The sequence below is a fragment of the Stenotrophomonas sp. SMYL89 genome, assembly GCF_036319985.1.
GTDB classification, from domain to species: Bacteria; Pseudomonadota; Gammaproteobacteria; order Xanthomonadales; family Xanthomonadaceae; genus Stenotrophomonas; species Stenotrophomonas maltophilia_Q.
This window is the reverse complement of the sequence record NZ_JAWIRW010000009.1, coordinates 153,179-172,864: the sequence shown is the minus strand read 5'-3', so window position 1 is coordinate 172,864 and position 19,686 is coordinate 153,179. Positions and strand designations below refer to the sequence as shown.

Sequence of the window (19,686 nt, the reverse complement as noted above, 5' to 3'; positions counted from 1 at the left end):
GGAGCCCCATGCCGCACTGCGGTACGCTGTACCGCTTTGCCGCCGCATCCGCGTGTTCCATGACCAGCGCTGAAACCAACGCCTACGACCCGCAGCAGGTTGAATCCGCCGCCCAGCAGTACTGGGACGCCACCCGTGCCTTCGAAGTGGACGAGACTTCGGACAAGCCGAAGTACTACTGCCTGTCGATGCTTCCGTACCCGTCCGGTGCGCTGCACATGGGCCACGTGCGCAACTACACGATCGGCGACGTGATCAGCCGCTACAAGCGCATGACTGGGCACAACGTGCTGCAGCCGATGGGCTGGGACGCGTTCGGCCTGCCGGCGGAGAACGCGGCAATCAAGAACAAGACCGCACCGGCGGCCTGGACCTACAAGAACATCGAGCACATGCGTGGCCAGTTCAAGGCCATGGGCTATGCGGTGGACTGGTCGCGCGAATTCGCCACCTGCCGCCCGGACTACTACGTCCACGAGCAGCGCATGTTCACCCGCCTGATGCGCAAGGGCCTGGCCTACCGCCGCAATGCGGTGGTGAACTGGGATCCGGTCGACCAGACCGTGCTGGCCAACGAGCAGGTCATCGACGGCCGTGGTTGGCGTTCCGGCGCGCTGGTCGAGAAGCGCGAGATCCCGCAGTGGTTCCTGCGCATCACCGATTACGCCCAGGAACTGCTGGACGGCCTGGATGAACTGGACGGCTGGCCGGACTCGGTCAAGACCATGCAGCGCAACTGGATCGGCCGCTCCGAGGGCCTGGAAATCCAGTTCGACGTGCGTGACGTCGACGGCGGCGTGCTGGATCCGCTGCGCGTGTTCACCACCCGTCCGGATACCGTGATGGGCGTGACCTTCGTGTCGATCGCCGCCGAACATCCGCTGGCGCTGCACGCGGCGAAGAACAACCCGGAACTGGCTGCGCTGCTGTCGGAAATGAAGCAGGGCGGCGTGTCCGAGGCCGAGCTGGAGACCCAGGAAAAGCGCGGCATGGATACCGGCCTGCGTGCCATCCATCCGGTCACCGGCGAGAAGGTGCCGGTGTGGGTCGCCAACTTCGTGCTGATGGGCTACGGCACCGGTGCGGTGATGGCTGTTCCGGGCCATGACCAGCGCGACAACGAAGTGGCCAACAAGTACGGCCTGCCGATCGTGCAGGTCATCGCCCTGAAGGACCCGCGCAACGACGACGAGCGCACCTGGGACGGTGCCCGCTGGCAGGACTGGTACAGCGACAAGAGCCGCCAGACCGAACTGGTCAACTCGGCCGAATTCGATGGGCTGGATTTCCAGGGCGCCTTCGAAGCGCTGGCCGAACGTTTCGAGCGCAAGGCCCAGGGCCAGCGCCGCGTCAACTATCGCCTGCGCGACTGGGGCGTGAGCCGCCAGCGCTACTGGGGCTGCCCGATTCCGGTGATCTACTGCGACAAGTGCGGTGCGGTGCCGGTGCCGGAAGAGCAGCTGCCGGTGGTGCTGCCGGAGGACGTGGCGTTCTCGGGGACCGGTTCGCCGATCAAGACCGATCCGGAATGGCGCAAGACCACCTGCCCGGAATGCGGCGGCGCGGCCGAGCGCGAGACCGACACCTTCGACACCTTCATGGAGTCGAGCTGGTACTACGCCCGCTACACCTCGCCGGGCGCCCGTGATGCGGTCGACAAGCGTGGCAACTACTGGCTGCCGGTCGACCAGTACATCGGGGGCATCGAGCACGCGATTCTGCACCTCATGTATTTCCGCTTCTACCACAAGCTGCTGCGTGACGCGCGGATGGTGGACAGCAACGAACCGGCACGCAACCTGCTGTGCCAGGGCATGGTGATCGCCGAGACCTACTACCGCCCGAACCCGGACGGCTCGAAGGACTGGATCAACCCGGCCGACGTGGAAGTGCAGCGCGACGAGCGCGGCCGCATCACCGGCGCCACGCTGATCGCCGATGGCCAGCCGGTGGTGGTCGGTGGCACCGAGAAGATGTCCAAGTCGAAGAACAATGGTGTTGACCCGCAGGCGATGGTCGACAAGTACGGTGCCGACACCGTGCGCCTGTTCTCGATGTTCGCTGCGCCGCCGGAACAGTCGCTGGAGTGGAACGAGGCCGGCGTGGACGGCATGGCGCGCTTCCTGCGCCGCCTGTGGGCCCAGGTGCAGAAGCACGCGGCCGATGGCGCCGCCCCGGCGCTGGACGTGGCCGCGCTGGACGCCAACCAGAAGGCGCTGCGCCGCAAGACCCACGAGACCATCGGCAAGGTCGGTGACGACTATGGCCGCCGCCACAGCTTCAACACCGCCATCGCGGCGGTGATGGAACTGATGAACGCGCTGGCCAAGTTCGAGGACAGCAGCGAGCAGGGGCGTGCGGTGCGCCAGGAAGCGCTGCAGGCCATCGTGCTGCTGCTGAACCCGATCACCCCGCATGCCAGCCACGCCCTGTGGCAGGTGCTGGGCCATGGCGAAACGCTGCTGGAAGACCAGCCGTTCCCGCAGGCCGACGCCGGTGCGCTGGTGCGCGACGCGCTGACCCTGGCCGTGCAGGTCAACGGCAAGCTGCGTGGCACCATCGAGGTGGCCGCCGATGCTGCACGCGAGCAGGTCGAAGCACTGGCCCTGGCCGAACCGAATGCGGCCAAGTTCATGGAAGGCCTGACGGTGCGCAAGATCATCATCGTGCCGGGCAAGATCGTGAACATCGTCGCTGCCTGATGCATCCTGGGCCGGCCACCCCCGCGGTGGCCGGTACCTTCCCGGTGCGGGGCCATGCACTTGATGGCCCTGCATTCACGCGGCTTCGGGCAGGCTGTGTGTTGCCGTGATCGCCCGGCTCCGCCAGACTGTCTCCATGACCCGAATCCTGCTTGCCCTCGTTCTTGTCCTCGGCCTTGCCGGCTGCGGTTTCCATCTGCGCAACAAGCTGATGCTGCCGACCGATACGGCGCCGGTGAAGGTGGTCTCCACCGCGCCTTACAGTGAACTGGTCAAGCTGCTCAATCGCAGCCTGCTGGCATCCGGTGCCAAGCTGGCCGCCGAGGACAGCAAGGGGCCCAGCACCCAGCTTCAGGTGCTGTCCGAACGCTGGGGTGACCTGCCGATCGCCATCGACTCGCAGGGCCGTGCGCAGGAGTACAGCCTGCGCTATGCGGTGATCTTCATCTTCCGTCGCGAGGATGGCAGCGAGCTGGTGCCGCAGCAGGTGATCGAACTGTCGCGCGACTACGTGTCGCCGCCGACCGACGCCACCGGTACCACCACCGAACGCGAAATCCTGGCCGATGAGCTGCGACGGGAAATGTCCGCGTCGATCATCCGCCGCATCGACAGCGTGGTGCGTGCCGAGATCGAGAAGGGCGGCAGCCTGACGGCGCCGAAGGCCAAGCCGGTTGAAGGCGCGGAGCCGGCCGAGCCGGTTCCCGCAGCCAAGCACTGAGTCGCGACGATGGAACTGCGTCCGGAGCAGCTGGCCAGCCAGGGCGCTGACACCCCGCTGGCGCCGGTCTACCTGATTGCCGGCCCGGAAACCCTGCGCGTGCTCGAGGCAGCCGACGCCATCCGTGCGCGCGCGCGCGCCGCCGGTATCGGCGAGCGCGAGGTGTTCGACGCCGATGGCCGCGATTTCGACTGGAACCAGCTCGACGCCAGTTTCAATGCGCCCAGCCTGTTCAGTGCCCGCCGCCTGGTCGAGGTACGCCTGCCCAGTGGCAAGCCGGGCAAGGATGGCGCCGAGGTGATCAGCCAGTTCTGCGCCAACCCGGCACCGGACGTGGTGCTGATGATTACCGCCAACGAATGGAGCAAGGTCCACCAGGGCAAGTGGGCCGAGGCGGTCAATCGCATCGGTGTGCTGTCGGTGGCCTGGGCGATCAAGCCGCACGAACTGCCGGACTGGATCGAGCGCCGCCTGCGTGGCAAGGGCCTGCGTGCCGACCCTGCCGCGGTGCAGCGGTTGGCCGAGCGGGTGGAAGGCAACCTGCTGGCCGCCGCGCAGGAAATCGACAAGCTGGCGCTGCTGGCCGACGGCCAGCCACTGGACGTGGAACGGATGGAAGCGCTGGTGGCCGACGCCGCGCGCTATGACGTCTTCCGGCTGCTGGAGGCCACGTTCTCCGGCCAGCCGCCGGCGGTGCTGCGCATGCTGGCCGGCCTGCGTGGCGAAGGCGAGGCGGTGGCCGCACTGATGCCGATGGTGATCCGCGAGCTGTTGGCCGGTGCCGGCCTGGCCCGGGTACAGGCGCGCGGCGGCAATCTGGCCGCCGAAATGAAATCGCGCGGCATCTGGGAATCGCGACAAGCGCCCTACAAGCGTGCGCTGCAGCGGCACCCCGAGGGCAAGCGCTGGGAACGTTTCGTGGCCGAGGCCGGACTGGTCGACCGTATCGCCAAGGGGCGCGCCGACGGCGACGCCTGGCTGGCGCTGGAACGCCTGCTGGTAGCCGTGGCCGAACCGCGTGCCGTGCGCCTGCTGGTGCGGGCCTGAGTGATGAGCCTGCGGATCTATTACGGGGGCACCTTCGATCCGGTGCACCTCGGGCACCTCGCCATCGCGCGTGCTGCCCGTGACGAACTGCAGGTCGCTGTACGCATGCTGCCAGCGGCTGATCCGCCGCATCGCGCGGTGCCGGGTGCAACCGCTGACCAGCGCTTCACCATGCTCTCGCTGGCCATCGGCGATGAACCCGGCCTGCTGCTGGATCATCGCGAGCTGGACCGGGCGCTGCGTTTCCCGGGCCGCCCGTCCTACACCGTCGACACCCTGCGCGAGCTGCGCGGTGAACTGGGCCCCAGCCGGCCGCTGGCCTGGCTGGTCGGTGCCGACAGCCTGCTGGGCCTGACCCGCTGGCACGAATGGGAGGCGCTGTTCGGGCTGGCCCATTTCGTGGTGGCCGAGCGCCCGGGCAGTCCCCTGCAGGCCTCGGTGGATGGCGAACTGGGCCGCGCGCTGGAAGGACGCTGGGCCGACAACGAGCAGGCCCTGTTTGCCAGTCCGGCCGGGCGCATCCTGCGCCTGCATCACCCGCTGCGCGAGGAATCGGCCAGTGCCGTGCGTGCGCAGATCGCCGCCGGTGGCCCCTGGCGGGCGTTGCTGCCACCGGCCGTGGCCGACTACGTGGCCGCGCATGGCCTGTACCGCTCCCCTACGCCGTGAATGCCGCCGCCCCGGCTTGCCCGTATAATCGCCCCCACGTTTATCGAGTCGATCCACTTTGAGCAACCAGACCCAGCCCCAGACCATCAAGGTCGATCTGCCCAGCCCGCCGCCTTCCGTGCCGGAACTGCTGGCCAGCGTCCGCCAAGCCACCGAAGACCTGAAGGCCAAGGACCTGGTCGAGATCGACGTGCGCGGCCGGTCCAGCGTTGCCGATTACATGATCGTCGTTTCGGGCACCTCGACCCGCCACGTCAAGTCGATCGCCGATGAAGTCGTGCGCTTCGCCAAGAATCTCGACGTGATGCCGCTGGGTGTTGAAGGCGAGCGCGAAGCCGAGTGGGTGCTGGTCGACCTGGGCGACGTGATCGTGCATGTGATGCTGCCGCGCGTGCGTGAGTTCTACGCACTTGAGCGCCTGTGGACCGTTGGCGACCAGCCGCCGTCCAGCGACGACGAAGTGGCCTGAGCCTCACGTTGATGCATCCCTTCGACGGCGCCGATGGCGCCGTCGACGTTTTGGAGGACCGTTGATGAAAGCCCGCCTGATTGCTACCGGTGAACGCGCACCCAGCTGGGTGGCGCAGGGTTTCGCCGAGTACCAGAAGCGGCTGTCGCACTGGCTGCCGTTCGAGCTGGTGGAAATCGAGCCCGGCCTGCGTGGCAAGGGCCGTGATCCGCGCCGCGCCACTGAAGACGAAGGCAAGCGCGTGATCGCCGCACTGCCGAAGAATGCCTACGTGGTCGCGCTGGATGTGCCGGGCCGCCAGCTCAGTTCCGAGCAGCTGGCAAAGCGCCTGGAGCATTGGCGCGGGCAGGGCAGGGACCTTGCCTTCCTGATCGGCGGCCCGGAAGGGCATTCGCCGGAAGTCTCCGCGCTGGCCGATGAGAAGTGGTCGATCGGACCGTTGACGCTGCCCCACATGCTGGTGCGTCTGGTGGTGGCCGAGCAGTTGTACCGGGCCGCCGCAATGATTGCGAATCACCCCTACCATCGCGCGTGAAGAGTGGTTATACTAGTCGTCTGCCCGAATAGCTCAGCCGGTTAGAGCACTTGACTGTTAATCAGGGGGTCGTTGGTTCGAGTCCAACTTCGGGCGCCACCTTGAAGAGATCTGCATCGCAGGATGCAGGTCTTTTTTTTTGCCGTGTTGTAGAGCCGAGCCCATGCTCGGCTTCGAGAATGTAGCCGAGCATGGGCTCGGCTCTACAATCTGCTGCATCCAACCACGGATGTTGATCGTGCGCGCACTCCTGTCCCTGGGTTCTCTGCTGCTTGCGATGTTGCTGTTCGCTGAAGCGAACGCAGCCCCACCAACCTGGCATCCGCCGCAGGGCACCACCGAGCTGCCGTTGTGGCCGCAGGGCACGGTGAAGGCGCCGCCAAAACTGAAAGGTCCCGAGCAGGTTGGCGAAGCAGTTTCCAAGGCCAGCGGAGAACGCTGGACGATGCTGCAGAACGTGGCCGTGCCGACCCTCACCGTGTTTCCGCCGAAGGGACCGGCCAATGGCGCCGCGGTGATGGTGGTGCCCGGTGGTGGTTACCGGGTGCTGGCGATGGACCTGGAAGGCAGCGAAATCTGCGATTGGTTGAGCGCACAGGGCATCACCTGCGCGCTGCTGAAATACCGCGTGCCGGCGTCCGGCCCGAATTGGGATCCCGACTGCAACTGTCGCGACAACCCGACGGTGCCGATGGCCTTGCAGGACGCGCAACGTGCCATGGGCCTGCTGCGCGCGCAGGCACAGCGCTGGAACATCGACCCGAAGCGGGTGGGGGTGATCGGTTTTTCGGCGGGTGGTCACGTGGTGGCGGGATTGAGCACGCACGCACGTCGCAGCTACACAGCGGTCGACGCGGCCGACTCGCAGTCCAGCCGTCCGGATTTCGCGATGGTGATGTACTCCGGCCATCTGTGGGCCGGGCATGGCAAGGGACTCTCGCTGGTCAGGGACATCGTCGTGGATGACGCGATGCCGCCGACGTTCATTGCGCAGGCCACCGATGATCGCACCGATGATGTGCGCGAATCACTCGCCTACTACCAGGCGCTGATCGATGCAGGCGTGCCCGTCGAAATGCATCTGTTCGCCCGCGGAGGCCACGCGTTCGGGCTGCGCATGAAGGATGCACCGGTCACTGCGTGGCCGCGGCTGGCCGAGCGCTGGATGCAGGATATCGGCATGCTGCCGGAACGCCAGCGGTAGAGCCGAGCCATGCTTGGCTGCCCGTGCCAAGCCGAGCGTGGGCTCGGCTCTACAGTGCCAGCTCACCTCTGGAGAACGCCACCAGCGTAGCGATGGCCACCACCAGAATGGCACCGAACAGCACCCATTCCCAACGCGTAAATACCTGCTCACCGCGTTGGAGCCGGGTCAGTGCGAACACCACCACACCGGGCACATAGAGCAGGACCGACAGCAGCAGGTTGTCGAGGCCGCCGGCATACACCAGCCACAATGCATAGGCACTGGCCAGCAGGGCAACGACGAAATCGCGCCAGCGCACACCCGGTTCACCCGCATAGGCCTGGCCACGCCAAGCCAGCTGCACGCCGAACGCGGTCGACAGGAAGTAGGGCACCAGGCTCATCGACGCAGCCAGCAGCACCAGGCCGGTGTAGCTGCCGGAGTTGACCAGCACCAGCAGCAGGAACAGCTGGATCAGCCCGTTGCTGAGCCAGAGCGCGTTGGCCGGCACGCCGCGCGCATTCTCGCGTCCCAGGAAGGCCGGCATGGTGCCGTCGCCCGCAGCGGCGTACAGCACTTCGGCACACAGCAGCACCCAGGCCAGCAGCGCGCCGAGTACCGAAATGATCGAGCCGACGATGATCACCGTCGCGCCCCACTCGCCAACGATGGCGCGCAGCACGTAAGCCATCGACGGATTGGGCAACCCCGCCAGTTCGGCCTGCGACAGCACGCCCATCGACAGCAGGCTGACCAGCACCAGCAGCAGCCAGACGCCGAGGAAGCCGATCACCGTGGCGCGGCCGACATCGGCGCGACGGGCCGCGCGCCGCGAGTAGATGCTGGCACCTTCGATGCCGATGAATACCCACACGGTCACCAGCATCATGCCGCGCAGCTGCTGGCCGAGGTCGCCAAGTGCGGGGGTGCCCAGGAAATCGGCACGGAACACATCCATGCGGAACGCGCCGGCGGCCAGGATCAGGAACAACGTGATCGGCAGCAGCTTGGCCACCGTCACCAGGCCGTTGACGATGGCGGCGGTGCGCAGGCCGCGCAGCACCAGCAGGTGCACGGTCCAGAGGAGTAGCGACGAAGCGGCCACGGCGGCCGGGGTATTGCCTTCACCGAAGACCGGCATGAAGTGGCCGAGGCCACTGAAGATCAGCACGAAGAAGCTGGCGTTGCCGAGCACCGAGGCAACCCAGTAGCCCCACGCAGCGGAGAAGCCGATGTAGTTGCCGAAGCCTTCGCGCGCGTATGCGTAGATGCCGGTATCGAGGTCCGGCCGGCGGTTTGCCAGGGCCTGGAAGACGAAGGCCAGCATCAGCATGCCGGCGCCACTGACCGCCCAGCCGAGCAGCGCCGCCGCCGGCCCGGCGCTGCGCGCCACGTTCTGCGGCAATGAAAAGATGCCTGCGCCGACCATCGAGCCGACCACCAGTGCGGTCAACGCGGGCAGCCCGAGGCGTTGTGAGGTCGCGGCCATGATGTCCCCTGCGGCGGTGATGCCGCTGCCCCACGGTAGCGGTGTGCGCGTGAACATGAACGCAAGGGGCCGCAACGACGAAGGCCCGGGCAGGTGCCCGGGCCTTCGAAGGTGGTGCGTTGAACGGTATTACTTGAAGGTGTACTTGGCGCCGACGGTGAAGTAACGGCCGATGGCGCCGCTGAAGTGCAGCGGGTTGTAGTTCACGCCACCGTAGGTGGTGGGGTCGAGCGGAGCGATGCGATCAAACACGTTCTGCACCGAGGCATTCAGCTCGAAGGCTTCGGTGATGTTCCAGCGGCCGGACAGGTCGAAGGTGGTGAACGAGGAGATCTTGGTGACGTCGGTACCATCGGCGTACGAGAACTGGTACGAGCCCTCCGGACCACGGAAATCCTTGTTCTCCATCTTGGAGATGTAGTTGGCAACGCCGCTCACGCTCCACGGACCCTGCTTCCAGGTGGTGCCGAAGTTGATGCGGTCCCTCGGCGTGCCGATGCAGTTGGTCACGTCACAGTTGCCGTGGGTGCCGGCGTAGTCGCGGGTGACGTCGGCATCGGTGCGCTCGAACTTGAGCACATGGCTCCACTGCAGGTCCATTTCCAGCTGGCCCGGGCCGATATCGAAGGTCTGGCGGATATCGGTATCGATACCGCGGACGCGAGTCGATGCGGCATTGATGTACGCAGTGTTGACGGCCAGGATGCTGCCGGTGCCCGGGACGCCGTTGAGCAGGTTGTTGTCACGCAGCACATTGCCCGCCGCGATCGCCGCACCCGTATCGCCCTGGGCGATTTCGTTGGTGCGCTTGATCTGCCATGCATCCACGGTCAGCGAGGTGGTGGAGGTCGGCTGCAGCACGATGCCCACCGAGTAGCTCTTCGACTCTTCCGGCTTCAGGTCCTTGTTCGGACGGGTGATGATCGCGACCGGCAGAGCGCCGCAATCGTCGGGGGTCGCGCCTGGTGCAGGGTTGCCGCCCGGGCAGCGCACCGGGTCGGCAGCATTGGAGAAGGCAGCCAGTCCACCATCGCCGTTCTCGGCCGGGTTGGGCGCGCGGAAGCCTTCGGCGTAGCTGGCGCGCAGGGCGATCCAGTCAGCCGGTGTCCACTTGATGCCCAGCTTCGGCGTCGCCTTGCCTTCGCCGCTTTCGTACTTGTCGTAACGCAGTGCGCCGGACAGTTCCAGTTGTTCCAGTACCGGTGCCGACAGTTCCACATAGCCGGCGTAGACGTTCTGGGTGCCGTCGTAGGCCGAATAGCCCAGGCCGATGATCTGGCCCTGGTCGGTGAAGGTCTGCGGGGTCAGGCTGTTGCTGGTCTTGCGCCACTCGGTACCGATCGCCAGGCCCAGCGGACCACCCTTCAGGTCCATCAGGCTGCGCGACACGGTGAAGTCGAACATGTCCAGGGTCGACTTGGCACGTGCACTGATCCGCGGCGAGATGAAGTCGTACAGCGCCTGCGAATTGAGGTTGGCGTTGTCGCCGATGCGCCACACACCACCGGCACAGTTCGGATTGGCCAGGGCGCAACGCACGTTGTCGTAGTTGAGGAAGCCGGTGCGCTTGTTGACCAGGTCGGTGCCGGAGTGCAGGTAGGCGGTATCGTAGCTCCAGTCACCCCAGTTGCCCTTGACGCCGACCAGGAAGCGGGTGAACTCGTTGGAGTTGTCGGTCACGCGCGGGCCGACATCCCAGGCCGAGTAGCGCAGGCGCGAGGCCTGGCCCGGGATTGGGTTGTCCGGATGGTTCGGGCCCAGCACTGTGGCGCCATCGCCACTGTTGGCGTTGATCGGGCCACCGGGGTAGCCCCAGCCACCGGAAACACCGGACGGCGTGTTGCTGAAGGTGGTGTCCTTCTTCGAGTAGCCGATCTCGGTGTAGATCTCGCCGCCTTCGCCGAAGGCGAAGCTGGCGCGACCGAACACGTTGACGTACTTCTCTTCCGGGGTCAGGTCACGGTACAGCTGGTTCGGATCCCAGAGGCAGCCCTGTGCCTGGGCGGTCGCGTCGTTCTGGCCGGGAATGGTGGTCAGGCCGGCACAGCCCGGCAGGGCGACCAGGTGGCCGGTGCTGTCGTACACCGAACCATTCGGACCCACGCCGCCGCGGGTACCGCCGCTGAGGAAGGCGCCGCCCAGGAACTGCGCGTTGTTGCCGTAGCCCCACGGGCGGGTGTCGCCGGTGCCGATCCACTTGCGGTTCTTGCGATCGCTGATCTTGATCGCGTCGGTCTTGCCGACGTCGAGGCTGAAGAAGGCATTCCAGCCGTCGGTTGCGAGGTCGCCAGTACCCGCGGTCAGGGTCGCCTTCTTCGCGTCGCCATCGCCGTCGCCGGAGACACCGTAGGAACCGCGAAGGATCGCACCCTGGAAGTCACTGCGCAGGATGATGTTGACCACGCCGGCGATGGCATCGGAGCCATAGATCGCCGAGGCGCCATCCTTCAGCACTTCCACGCGTTCAACGGCGTCAAGCGGAATGGTGCTCAGGTCGGTGAAGACCTTCTGGCCGTCATCGGCCAGGCCGTAGGTGGCCATGCGGCGGCCGTTCAACAGGACCAGGGTCGATCCCGCGCCCAGGCCACGCAGCGAAATGCCGGCACCACCGCCGGCGAAGCCGTTGCCGAAGGTCTTGGGAATGGAGCCGGAACCATCAGCAGTCAGGGTCTGCAGGTATTCGGCAACCGTGGTCTTGCCGGTGCGGTCGATTTCCTGACGGGTCACCACCTGCACCGGGGACGGTGTTTCGGTGTTGGTGCGCGGAATGTTCGAACCGGTAACCGTGATGCGGTCCAGGTTGGTGGCCTTTTCCTGCGCGAACGCTGAGGTGGGAGCCACGGCGCCAACCAGCAGCAGGGTGCCGCCGGTAAGGATGTGGGTGATGGACGATGCCAGGGTGCAGCGGCGGCGGCTGGCGGGCCGTTGGATCAGGTGTTTCACAGCTTCTCTCCTAACTGGAAAACCGTAGCGTTGAGGGCTGTCTCCGGAGTGTCCGGGACGGGCCAATCTAGGTTTCCGACGGGTGACGAAGTCGTGAAATTTTGCTTAATCCGTAACGTTTGAGGTTGAACTTTGCCGAGTTTGGCATTTCAACTCCGGAGGCCGGTCCGACAGGCGGTCGGACCGGCCCCGGATCGTCAGTCCGGCAACGAGAACTGCACCGGCACCAGGCCGATGGCCGGTACCGCTATGCCATCACGCTGGGCCGGTTCAAAGCGCCAGCGCTTGAGCACCTGCTGGCGTGCGGCCTGGTCCAGGTGGCGCGAGCCACTGCTGCGCTCGATGCTGACCGCGACCGGCTGACCGCTGCTGTCAACCTCCACCCGCAGCAGCACCGTGCCCTGCTCATGGTTGCGCAGGGCCGGCACCGGATAGGCCGGCGGCGGTGCACTGCGGTACTGCAGCTGGGCGCCGGCCAACGGCGTGCTGGTGTCGATGCTTGGTGCGAGTGGCGGCGCGGCCTGCTCGGCGGCCGGCAGCGCGATGCCCTGGGTTTCTTCTGCGGTCGCGGTAGGGGCGGGCAGTGGCGGTGTCGCCGGCTGTGCCTGTGGTTTCGGCACGACCCGGGCGACTTCCTTCGGTTCCTGCAGCACCGGCGGGGGCGGCGGGGGCGGGATCTTCTCGATCAGCCGGACCGTGGTCTTGTCACGCGGGACCTGCACGGCCTGGTAGGTCGCCGGAATCAGCAGCAACAGGAACGCGAGCAGGTGCAGGGCGATGGCCGCGCTCCAAGCGGCAACGCGGGCGGGGTCGAAGTGCGGGGATGCAACGGGATACGTACGAACCATGGTCCACCTCCATGCCAGTGACGAAGTCCTCAACGCACCAGGGCCCGTGGCGGGGTTGCCGCACGCGGCTGGCAGTCAATCATTAACGCCAGGGCCCGGCCACTGCCTAGAGGCAGGGGCAGGATCGTTGGGCTGGCCTTCAGCCAGCCGCCCCGGCTCACATGAAAAAGGCGGGCCCCCTGCGGGACCCGCCTCTGTCCAACGGAAGGGATGGGATCAGCGACCCAGTTCGAACACCACGTCCAGGTTGACCGAGACGGTCGATTCACCCGGTGCGACCGGGGTGGCCTTGTCCATCGCCGCGCCGGCCGACATGGTCCGCATCATCGGCATCGGACGGTAGCCGCCGCCGGCGTTCTCGGAAATGCTGACGATGCGGCGCACCTGCAGGCCCAGCGACTTGGCATAGGTCTGGGCACGGGCCTGGGCCTTCTTCAGCGCGGCGAGCCGGGCTTCGTCATAGACCGGTTCCGGCTGGTCGATCTCGAAGCTGGGGCCGTTGATCTGGTTGGCACCCTGCGCGGCCAGCGCGTCCAGCACCTTGCCGAGCTTGGCGATGTCGCGGACCTTCAGGCTGACCGTGTTGCTGGCCTGGTAGCCGGTGATCTTCGGCGCTTCGTTGTCGGCATAGCGGTATTGCGGGTTGAGGCTGACGCCGCTGGTCTGCACGTCGCGTTCGGCGATGCCGGCGGCCTTGATCGCGGCCAGTACCTTGTCCATCTGCTGGGCGTTCTGGCGCATGGCGCTGTTGCCATCGGCGGCCTGGGTGACCACACCGGCCGACAGGGTGGCGACATCCGGCACGCGGGTGGCCTCGGCGTTGGCCGAGATGTTCAGCAGGGTGCCTTCGGCCGCGGCGGCGATCGACGGCGACGACGGGGCGGCATGGGCGGTCATCGAGGTTCCAAGGGCGAGGGACAGGGCGAGCAGCAGCGGGGTGGCGGTCAGGCGCATGGGATCTCCTTGTTGTGCGGTGAGGGTGGTGTCGCAGCGATGAACGCGCTGTGAGCCCGTTCGGGGTTGTACGCGTTCCGTAACGGGTTGCCGACGATTCAGGTGACGGGCTCAGGTTATGCTGTGCCGATGCTCTATCTTGCTTCCCGCTCCCCCCGACGCAACCAGCTGCTGGCCCGACTCGGACGCCCCTTCCAGGCCCTGGACCTGGAGGTCGTCGAGCAGCGTGCCGCGACCGAGAGTGCCGAACAGTATGTGTGCCGGGTCGCCGCCGACAAGGCACGCGCCGGGTTGGTCCGGGTGCTGACCGGAGACCCGCAGGCGCGCGTGCTCGGTTCGGACACCGAGGTGGTGCTGGACGGCGAAGTGTTCGGCAAGCCGGCCAACGCCGCCGACGCGCGCGCGATGCTGGCGCGACTGGCCGGGCGCACCCATCAGGTAATGACCGCCGTGGTGGTGGTCGGTGCGGATGGTCTGGACAGCGAACTGGTCATTTCCGAAGTGACCTTCGCGCCTATCGCCGACGCCGACATCGCCGCCTACGTGGCCACCGGTGAGCCGCTGGACAAGGCCGGCGCCTACGCCATCCAGGGCGGGGCCGAACGCTGGATCGAACATCTTTCCGGCAGCTACTCCGGCGTGATGGGACTGCCGCTGCTGCACACCGATCGTCTGCTGGCGCGCTGCGGCGTGCCGGCCCCAACTGCTGATGCCGCCAGGGAGGCTGCCGATGTCTGAGGAAATCCTGGTCAATGTGACCCCGCGCGAAACCCGGGTCGCGGTGATCGAAAACGGCATGCTGCAGGAACTGCACATCGAGCGCGGCTGGCGCCGTGGCGTGGTCGGCAACATCTACAAGGGCAAGGTGCAGCGGGTCATGCCCGGCATGCAGGCCGCGTTCGTCGAAGTGGGGCTGGAGCGCGCCGCGTTCCTGCACGCCAACGACGTGGTGCGCCCGGCGCCGGTAGCCAGCGCCGACACCGAGAACACGACCCTGCCGCCGCCGGCCAGCGTGCCCATCGTCGAGCTGCTGCGTGACGGCCAGGACATCGTGGTGCAGGTGGTGAAGGACCCGATCGGCACCAAGGGGGCACGCCTGACCACGCAGATCAGCATTCCGTCGCGCTACATGGTGCTGCTGCCGCAATCCAAGGTCGTGGGCGTGTCCGCGCGCATCGAGGATGAGGCCGAGCGCGCCCGCCTGAAGGCCCTGGTGACCGAGCTGTCTGCGCAGCATGGCGGCTACGGCTACATCGTGCGTACCAACGCCGAAGGCCAGCCGGCCGAGGCCATCGCCGAGGACATCGCTTACCTGTCGCGGGTCTGGAACGTGGTCGAGCGCCGCGGCCGCGAAGCGGCCTCGTGCAGCAACATCTATGAAGACCTGAGCCTGCCGCTGCGTTCGGTGCGCGACCTGATCCGCAAGGATGTGGACAAGGTGAAGGTGGATTCGAAGGAGACCTTCGGCCAGCTGCAGGCCTTCGTTGCCAAGTACATGCCGGTGCTGGCCGAGAAGCTGGAGCTGTACGCCGGTGATCGCCCGATCTTCGACATGTTCGGGGTGGAGGACGAGATCGGCCGTGCGCTGGACAAGCAGGTGCCGCTGAAATCCGGTGGCTACCTGGTGATCGACCAGACCGAGGCGATGACCACCATCGACGTCAACACCGGTTCGTTCCTCGGCCAGCGCAACCTGGAAGAGACCGTGTTCCGCACCAACCTGGAAGCGGCGCAGGCAGTGGCGCGGCAGCTGCGGCTGCGCAACCTGGGCGGCATCATCATCATCGACTTCATCGACATGGATGATGCCGAGCATCGCCGCCAGGTGCTGCGCACGCTGGAAAAGGCGCTGGCCCGCGACCATGCCAAGACCACGGTGTACGACTTCTCGCCGCTGGGCCTGGTGGAAATGACCCGCAAGCGCACGGTCGAAAGCCTGGAGCGCCAGCTGTCGGAAACCTGCCCGCAGTGCAGCGGCCGTGGCAGCATCAAGACCACCGAAACGGTGACCTACGAGATCTTCCGCGAGATCACCCGTGCCGTGCGCCAGTTCGATGCCGCGCGCCTGCTGGTGATCGCCTCGACCAAGGTGGTCGCGCGCATCACCGACGAGGAATCCTCGGCGGTGGCCGAGCTGGAGGAATTCCTCGGCAAGAGCATCCGCTTCCAGGCGGACGAGCAGTACCTGCAGGAGCAATTCGATGTCGTTCTGCTCTGATCCTCGCCGGCCGCAGGCCGGCGGTGGCCGATGAGCGCGCCGCCGCGCCTGCGACTGCGAAGGATCCGCCGTCATTTCATTGCCGCCTGCGCGGTGGGCCTGGTCGGGCTGGCACTGCTGGTGGGCACTCTCAGCCAGCTGCTGCCGCTGGCCGAGCGCCATCCCGACAGGATTGCCGCCTGGTTGAGTGAACGCGCCGGCCAGCCGGTGCATTTCGATCAGCTGCAGACGGCCTGGACCCGGCGCGGTCCGCTGCTGCAGCTGAAGGGCCTGCGCATCGGCGCCGGCCAGGGCCTGGCCATCGGCGAGGCCGAGGTGCTGGTGTCGATGTACAGCGGGCTGCTGCCCGGCCGCTCGTTGACCGAACTGCGCCTGCGTGGCCTGGCACTGGACCTGCAGCAGGGCGAGGACGGCCGCTGGTCGGTGCGTGGCCTGCCGCAGTCCAACACCGGCGGCGATCCGCTGGACGCGTTGCGCCGGCTGGGCGAACTGCAGGTGATCGGTGGCCGCCTGGGCGTGCATGCGCCGGGCCTGGGCATCGACACCACGCTGCCGCGCATCGACCTCCGCCTGCGCGTCAACGGCCAGCGCCTGCGGGTGGGCGTACGGGCATGGGCACAGGCCGATGCGCTGCCTTTGACCGCGGTACTGGACGTAGACCGCGCAGGCGGCAACGGCCAGGCCTGGCTTGGCGCAGACCCCGTTGATTTCCACGCCTGGTCGCCGCTGCTGGCGGCCGGGGGCATCCGCGTGCGCGAGGGCAAGGGCGAACTGAACCTGTGGCTGACCCTGCGCGATTTCGCGCCGGTGGCCCTGACCACTGATTCGGACCTGCGTGACGTCCGCATCGATGGCGCACCGATGCCCGACGTGGCTGCTCCGCAGCTGCAGCTGCAGCGCGTGCAGGCCCGCCTGCGCTGGCAGCGCCAGGCCGATGGCTGGGCGTTGCAGGTGCCGCGCCTGCGCCTGAAGTCGGCGGACGGTGAACAACAGCTCGATGGCCTGCACCTGCAGGTCGGCAAGCAGTTGCGGGTTGGTTCCGGCGAGGTACAGGCCGGTACCGCGCTGCGCGCCCTGGCGCTGAGTGATCGCCTCGACCCCGGCCTGCGCCATTGGCTGTTCCTGTCCAAACCGCAGCTGGATGTGCGTGAGCTGCAGCTGGCCGGCGAACGTGATGGCCCGTTGTGGGTCCAGGGTGAGCTGCAGTCGCTGGGCTTCGCCAGCGTGGGTCACTCGCCGGGCCTGCGTGGCCTGGGGGGACGCTTCGAGGGCGATGCCGATGGCTTCAGCCTGCAGCTGCAGCCGCAACGTCAGCTGCAGTTCGATTGGCCGACGGGCTTCGGCGTGCGCCACGACCTGCATCTGGCCGGGCAGGTGGTGGGCTGGCGCGACGAGGCCGGTGGCTGGCGCATCGGCACTGCGGCGATGCGGGTGGAAGGGACCGATTACGCGGCCGATGTGCGTGGCGGCGTCTGGTTCCAGGGTGACGGCACGCGGCCGTGGCTGCAGCTGGCGGCCAAGCTGGACGATGTGCCGATGACCGCGGCCAAGCGGTTCTGGATCCATTCCAAGATGAGCAAAGGTGCTACCGACTGGCTGGACATGGCACTGGCCGGTGGGCAGGTGCGCAACGGTGTCGGCCTGGTCAGTGGTGACCTGGATGACTGGCCGTTCGACAACCATGATGGCCGCTTCGAGGCCACCGGACACATCACCAACGGCGAGATCCGCTTCCAGCACGATTGGCCGCTGATGCGCCAGGTCGATGCCGATATCGCCTTCATCGGCCCCGGCTTCGATATGCGTGGGCGCGGCGATCTGGCCGGCGTGGCGGTACAGGCATTCGAAGCGGGCATTCCGGACTTCGGCCAGCAGCCGCTGTATGTGCGCGCGGATGCGCCCAGCGATGCGGGCAAGCTGCTTGCGATGCTGCGGCAGAGCCCGCTGCACAAGGACTATGGCGATACCCTGGACAACCTGGTCGCCAGCGGCCCGGCGCATGTGACCTTCGACCTGCTGCAGCCGCTGCACCACGATGAAGGCGGCGGTCACCTGCAGGGCACGGTCGACCTCAATGGTGTGAAGCTGGTGGACAAGCGCTTCCAGCTGGCCTTCGACAACATGCATGGGCAGGCGCGCTACAGCAATGGCGGCTTCGGTGCCGAGGAACTGGCGGTGCGCCACCTTGGTCAGGACGGCCGCTTGAGCCTGCGCGCCGGCGGCTACGTGCACGACAGTAGGCTGGCGTTCGAGTCGCAGCTGGCGGCCAACCTCGACGCCGGCGTGCTGATTGACCGCGCCCCGGAAATGGCGTGGCTCAAGCCCTATATCGCCGGTACCTCGCCATGGACCATTGCGGTCAACCTCCCCAAAGTGGCACCGGGAGCGCCCGCACCGCCCAGCGAGCTGCGCCTGAGTTCGGATCTGGTGGGAACCCGCCTGGACCTGCCGGCGCCCTTGGACAAGCCGGCCGCCGAGCCGCTGGCGACCACGGTGGCCGCGCAGCTGCCGATGGGCGCTGGTCGCATCGATGTGGCCTTTGGCCAGCGCCTGGCCCTGGCCGCGCGCAGCCACAACAACCGCACCGGTGTGCAGGTCACCCTGGGCAGCGACCATGCCGATCGCGAGCCGCCGCCGAGCGGACTGTCCGTCAATGGTCGCAGCCCGACCCTGGATGCGCTGGAGTGGATCGGCCTGGCCCGTGGTGGCAATGACGATGACGGCATGCCGCTGCGCGCGGTGGACGTGCAGGTTGGCAAGCTGATGCTGATCGGTGGCGTCTTCGAACAGACCCGCCTGCAGTTGCAGCCGGGCCCGCAGGCACTGGATGTGCGGCTGGACGGACCTTCGCTGGCCGGTCGCCTGACCGTACCCAATGCCGAAGGGGGCACCATCAGCGGCCAACTCGACCGCGTGCACTGGCAGTCGCTGCCGCCGGCACCGGGCGCGGCCGCGCCAGTGCGGGTGCAGGCGGGCGCCAATGACATGGATCCGGCCAAGCTGCCGCCGTTCGCGCTGGACATCGCCGACCTGCAGTTCGGCAAGGTCGTGCTCGGCCAGGCGGTGCTGCGCACGCGGCCGCTGGCCAACGGATTGAACGTGGACGAGCTGCGCTTCCGTGCACCGGACCAGGAGATTGACATCAGTGGCCGCTGGCTGGGCCGCACCGGTGGCGCCCGCACCGAGCTGACCGCGCAGGTGCGCAGTGAAGACCTGGGGGGCCTGATGCAGAACCTCGACTACGGTGGCCAGCTGCGGGGCGGTTCCGGCCAGGCACAGCTGCAGGCGTCGTGGAGCGGGGGGCCCTCGGACTTCCAGCTGGCCAACCTGCAAGGGCGCCTGGACCTGCACGCACGCAACGGCCAGCTGCTGGAACTGGAGCCCGGCGCTGGCCGCGTGCTCGGCCTGCTCAGCGTGGCCCAGCTGCCGCGTCGCCTGATGTTCGACTTCCGCGACTTCTTCTCCAAGGGCTTCGCGTTCAACCAGGTGGATGGCAGCGTGCAGTTCGGGCAGGGCATGGCGCGCACCGACAAGGTACTGATCGAGGGTCCGGCGGCGAACATCACCATCCGTGGCCAGGCCGACCTGCGCAACCAGCAGTTCGACCAGACCATCGATGTCAACCCGCGCGCCGGCAACCTGCTGACCGTGGTCGGCGCGGTGGCAGGTGGCCCGGTGGGCGCGGCGCTCGGCGCGGCCACCAATGCGGTATTGTCCAAGCCGCTCGGCGAGATCGGCGCCCGCACCTACAAGGTGACCGGCCCATGGAAGGAGCCGAAGGTGGAAGTGATTGAACGCAGCCGCGACAAGACCCCGCCAGCGCCCGTGCCGAGCCCGGTCCCGGCCGTTCCGCCGACCGTTACCGACCTGCCACGCTCGCGCTGAGCGTGGACCTCCTGTTCACG

At 67.3% G+C, this 19,686-nt stretch carries 14 protein-coding genes and 1 tRNA gene; 11 read left to right on the top strand and 4 right to left on the bottom strand.

Annotation, left to right across the window (positions count from 1 at the left end):
• Window positions 1-59 precede the first annotated feature (59 nt).
• The 8 genes from leuS (at window position 60) to V3B41_RS13415 (ending at window position 7,347) form a co-directional block, all read left to right on the top strand.
• Entirely contained in the window at window positions 60-2,702 is a 2,643-nt protein-coding gene (leuS, locus tag V3B41_RS13450; protein ID WP_197633447.1) for a leucine--tRNA ligase, read from the top strand.
• 136 nt (window positions 2,703-2,838) lie between these two features.
• A complete protein-coding gene (lptE, locus tag V3B41_RS13445; protein ID WP_049427736.1) occupies window positions 2,839-3,423 on the top strand; it encodes an LPS assembly lipoprotein LptE in 585 nt (194 codons plus the stop codon).
• 9 nt (window positions 3,424-3,432) lie between these two features.
• A complete protein-coding gene (holA, locus tag V3B41_RS13440; protein ID WP_197650647.1) occupies window positions 3,433-4,470 on the top strand; it encodes a DNA polymerase III subunit delta in 1,038 nt (345 codons plus the stop codon).
• The gene (gene nadD, locus V3B41_RS13435) at window positions 4,471-5,139 is read left to right on the top strand and encodes a nicotinate-nucleotide adenylyltransferase (RefSeq protein WP_180848985.1); all 669 of its coding nucleotides are present in this window, start codon (window positions 4,471-4,473) and stop codon (window positions 5,137-5,139) included.
• A gap of 58 nt (window positions 5,140-5,197) precedes the next feature.
• Complete coding sequence (gene rsfS, locus V3B41_RS13430) at window positions 5,198-5,608, top strand: ribosome silencing factor (protein ID WP_005410536.1); 411 nt, start codon at window positions 5,198-5,200, stop codon at window positions 5,606-5,608.
• Between the two features lie 64 nt (window positions 5,609-5,672).
• A complete protein-coding gene (gene rlmH, locus V3B41_RS13425; RefSeq protein WP_049427744.1) occupies window positions 5,673-6,143 on the top strand; it encodes a 23S rRNA (pseudouridine(1915)-N(3))-methyltransferase RlmH in 471 nt (156 codons plus the stop codon).
• 22 nt (window positions 6,144-6,165) lie between these two features.
• Window positions 6,166-6,242, top strand: a tRNA-Asn gene (locus tag V3B41_RS13420).
• A 130-nt stretch (window positions 6,243-6,372) separates the two neighbouring features.
• Window positions 6,373-7,347, top strand: a complete 975-nt coding sequence (locus V3B41_RS13415; RefSeq protein WP_049428953.1) for an alpha/beta hydrolase — start codon at window positions 6,373-6,375, stop codon at window positions 7,345-7,347.
• Between the two features lie 49 nt (window positions 7,348-7,396).
• Here the strand turns inward: V3B41_RS13415 and V3B41_RS13410 are convergent, their stop codons facing one another.
• The 4 genes from V3B41_RS13410 to V3B41_RS13395 all read right to left on the bottom strand — a co-directional run bounded on the left by V3B41_RS13410 (window position 7,397) and on the right by V3B41_RS13395 (window position 13,563).
• On the bottom strand, window positions 7,397-8,818 hold the full coding sequence (locus V3B41_RS13410) for a basic amino acid/polyamine antiporter (RefSeq protein ID WP_049428959.1): 1,422 nt from the start codon (window positions 8,816-8,818) through the stop codon (window positions 7,397-7,399).
• 129 nt (window positions 8,819-8,947) lie between these two features.
• A complete protein-coding gene (locus V3B41_RS13405; protein WP_049428954.1) occupies window positions 8,948-11,761 on the bottom strand; it encodes a TonB-dependent receptor in 2,814 nt (937 codons plus the stop codon).
• A 197-nt stretch (window positions 11,762-11,958) separates the two neighbouring features.
• Window positions 11,959-12,609, bottom strand: a complete 651-nt coding sequence (locus V3B41_RS13400) for an energy transducer TonB (RefSeq protein ID WP_049428955.1) — start codon at window positions 12,607-12,609, stop codon at window positions 11,959-11,961.
• Window positions 12,610-12,825: 216 nt separating this feature from the next.
• Window positions 12,826-13,563 (bottom strand): SIMPL domain-containing protein, encoded by a 738-nt coding sequence (locus V3B41_RS13395; protein ID WP_049428956.1) that lies wholly within the window; start codon window positions 13,561-13,563, stop codon window positions 12,826-12,828.
• Window positions 13,564-13,692: 129 nt separating this feature from the next.
• On the opposite strand from V3B41_RS13395, the gene V3B41_RS13390 reads away from it, so the two are divergent.
• The 3 genes from V3B41_RS13390 to V3B41_RS13380 are packed head-to-tail and all read left to right on the top strand — an operon-like array spanning window position 13,693 to window position 19,666.
• Window positions 13,693-14,301, top strand: a complete 609-nt coding sequence (locus V3B41_RS13390) for a Maf family nucleotide pyrophosphatase (protein WP_049428957.1) — start codon at window positions 13,693-13,695, stop codon at window positions 14,299-14,301.
• Window positions 14,294-15,781: a ribonuclease G gene (rng, locus tag V3B41_RS13385; protein WP_049428958.1), complete on the top strand. Its 1,488-nt coding sequence runs from the start codon at window positions 14,294-14,296 to the stop codon at window positions 15,779-15,781. The genes V3B41_RS13390 and rng overlap by 8 nt, the downstream gene beginning before the upstream one ends.
• Before the next feature lie 30 nt (window positions 15,782-15,811).
• Window positions 15,812-19,666, top strand: coding sequence for a YhdP family protein (locus V3B41_RS13380; protein WP_197620119.1), 3,855 nt, complete (start codon window positions 15,812-15,814; stop codon window positions 19,664-19,666).
• Window positions 19,667-19,686 lie beyond the last annotated feature (20 nt).

Bases quoted from the DNA above. Each gene is read 5' to 3' on its own strand.
- leuS (WP_197633447.1), top strand. From the start codon at position 60: ATGACCAGCGCTGAAACCAACGCCTACGACCCGCAGCAGGTTGAATCC.
- lptE (WP_049427736.1), top strand. From the start codon at position 2,839: ATGACCCGAATCCTGCTTGCCCTCGTTCTTGTCCTCGGCCTTGCCGGC.
- holA (WP_197650647.1), top strand. From the start codon at position 3,433: ATGGAACTGCGTCCGGAGCAGCTGGCCAGCCAGGGCGCTGACACCCCG.
- rlmH (WP_049427744.1), top strand. From the start codon at position 5,673: ATGAAAGCCCGCCTGATTGCTACCGGTGAACGCGCACCCAGCTGGGTG.
- V3B41_RS13415 (WP_049428953.1), top strand. From the start codon at position 6,373: ATGTTGATCGTGCGCGCACTCCTGTCCCTGGGTTCTCTGCTGCTTGCG.
- V3B41_RS13410 (WP_049428959.1), bottom strand. From the start codon at position 8,818: ATGGCCGCGACCTCACAACGCCTCGGGCTGCCCGCGTTGACCGCACTG.
- V3B41_RS13400 (WP_049428955.1), bottom strand. From the start codon at position 12,609: ATGGTTCGTACGTATCCCGTTGCATCCCCGCACTTCGACCCCGCCCGC.
- V3B41_RS13395 (WP_049428956.1), bottom strand. From the start codon at position 13,563: ATGCGCCTGACCGCCACCCCGCTGCTGCTCGCCCTGTCCCTCGCCCTT.
- V3B41_RS13390 (WP_049428957.1), top strand. From the start codon at position 13,693: ATGCTCTATCTTGCTTCCCGCTCCCCCCGACGCAACCAGCTGCTGGCC.
- rng (WP_049428958.1), top strand. From the start codon at position 14,294: ATGTCTGAGGAAATCCTGGTCAATGTGACCCCGCGCGAAACCCGGGTC.
- V3B41_RS13380 (WP_197620119.1), top strand. From the start codon at position 15,812: ATGAGCGCGCCGCCGCGCCTGCGACTGCGAAGGATCCGCCGTCATTTC.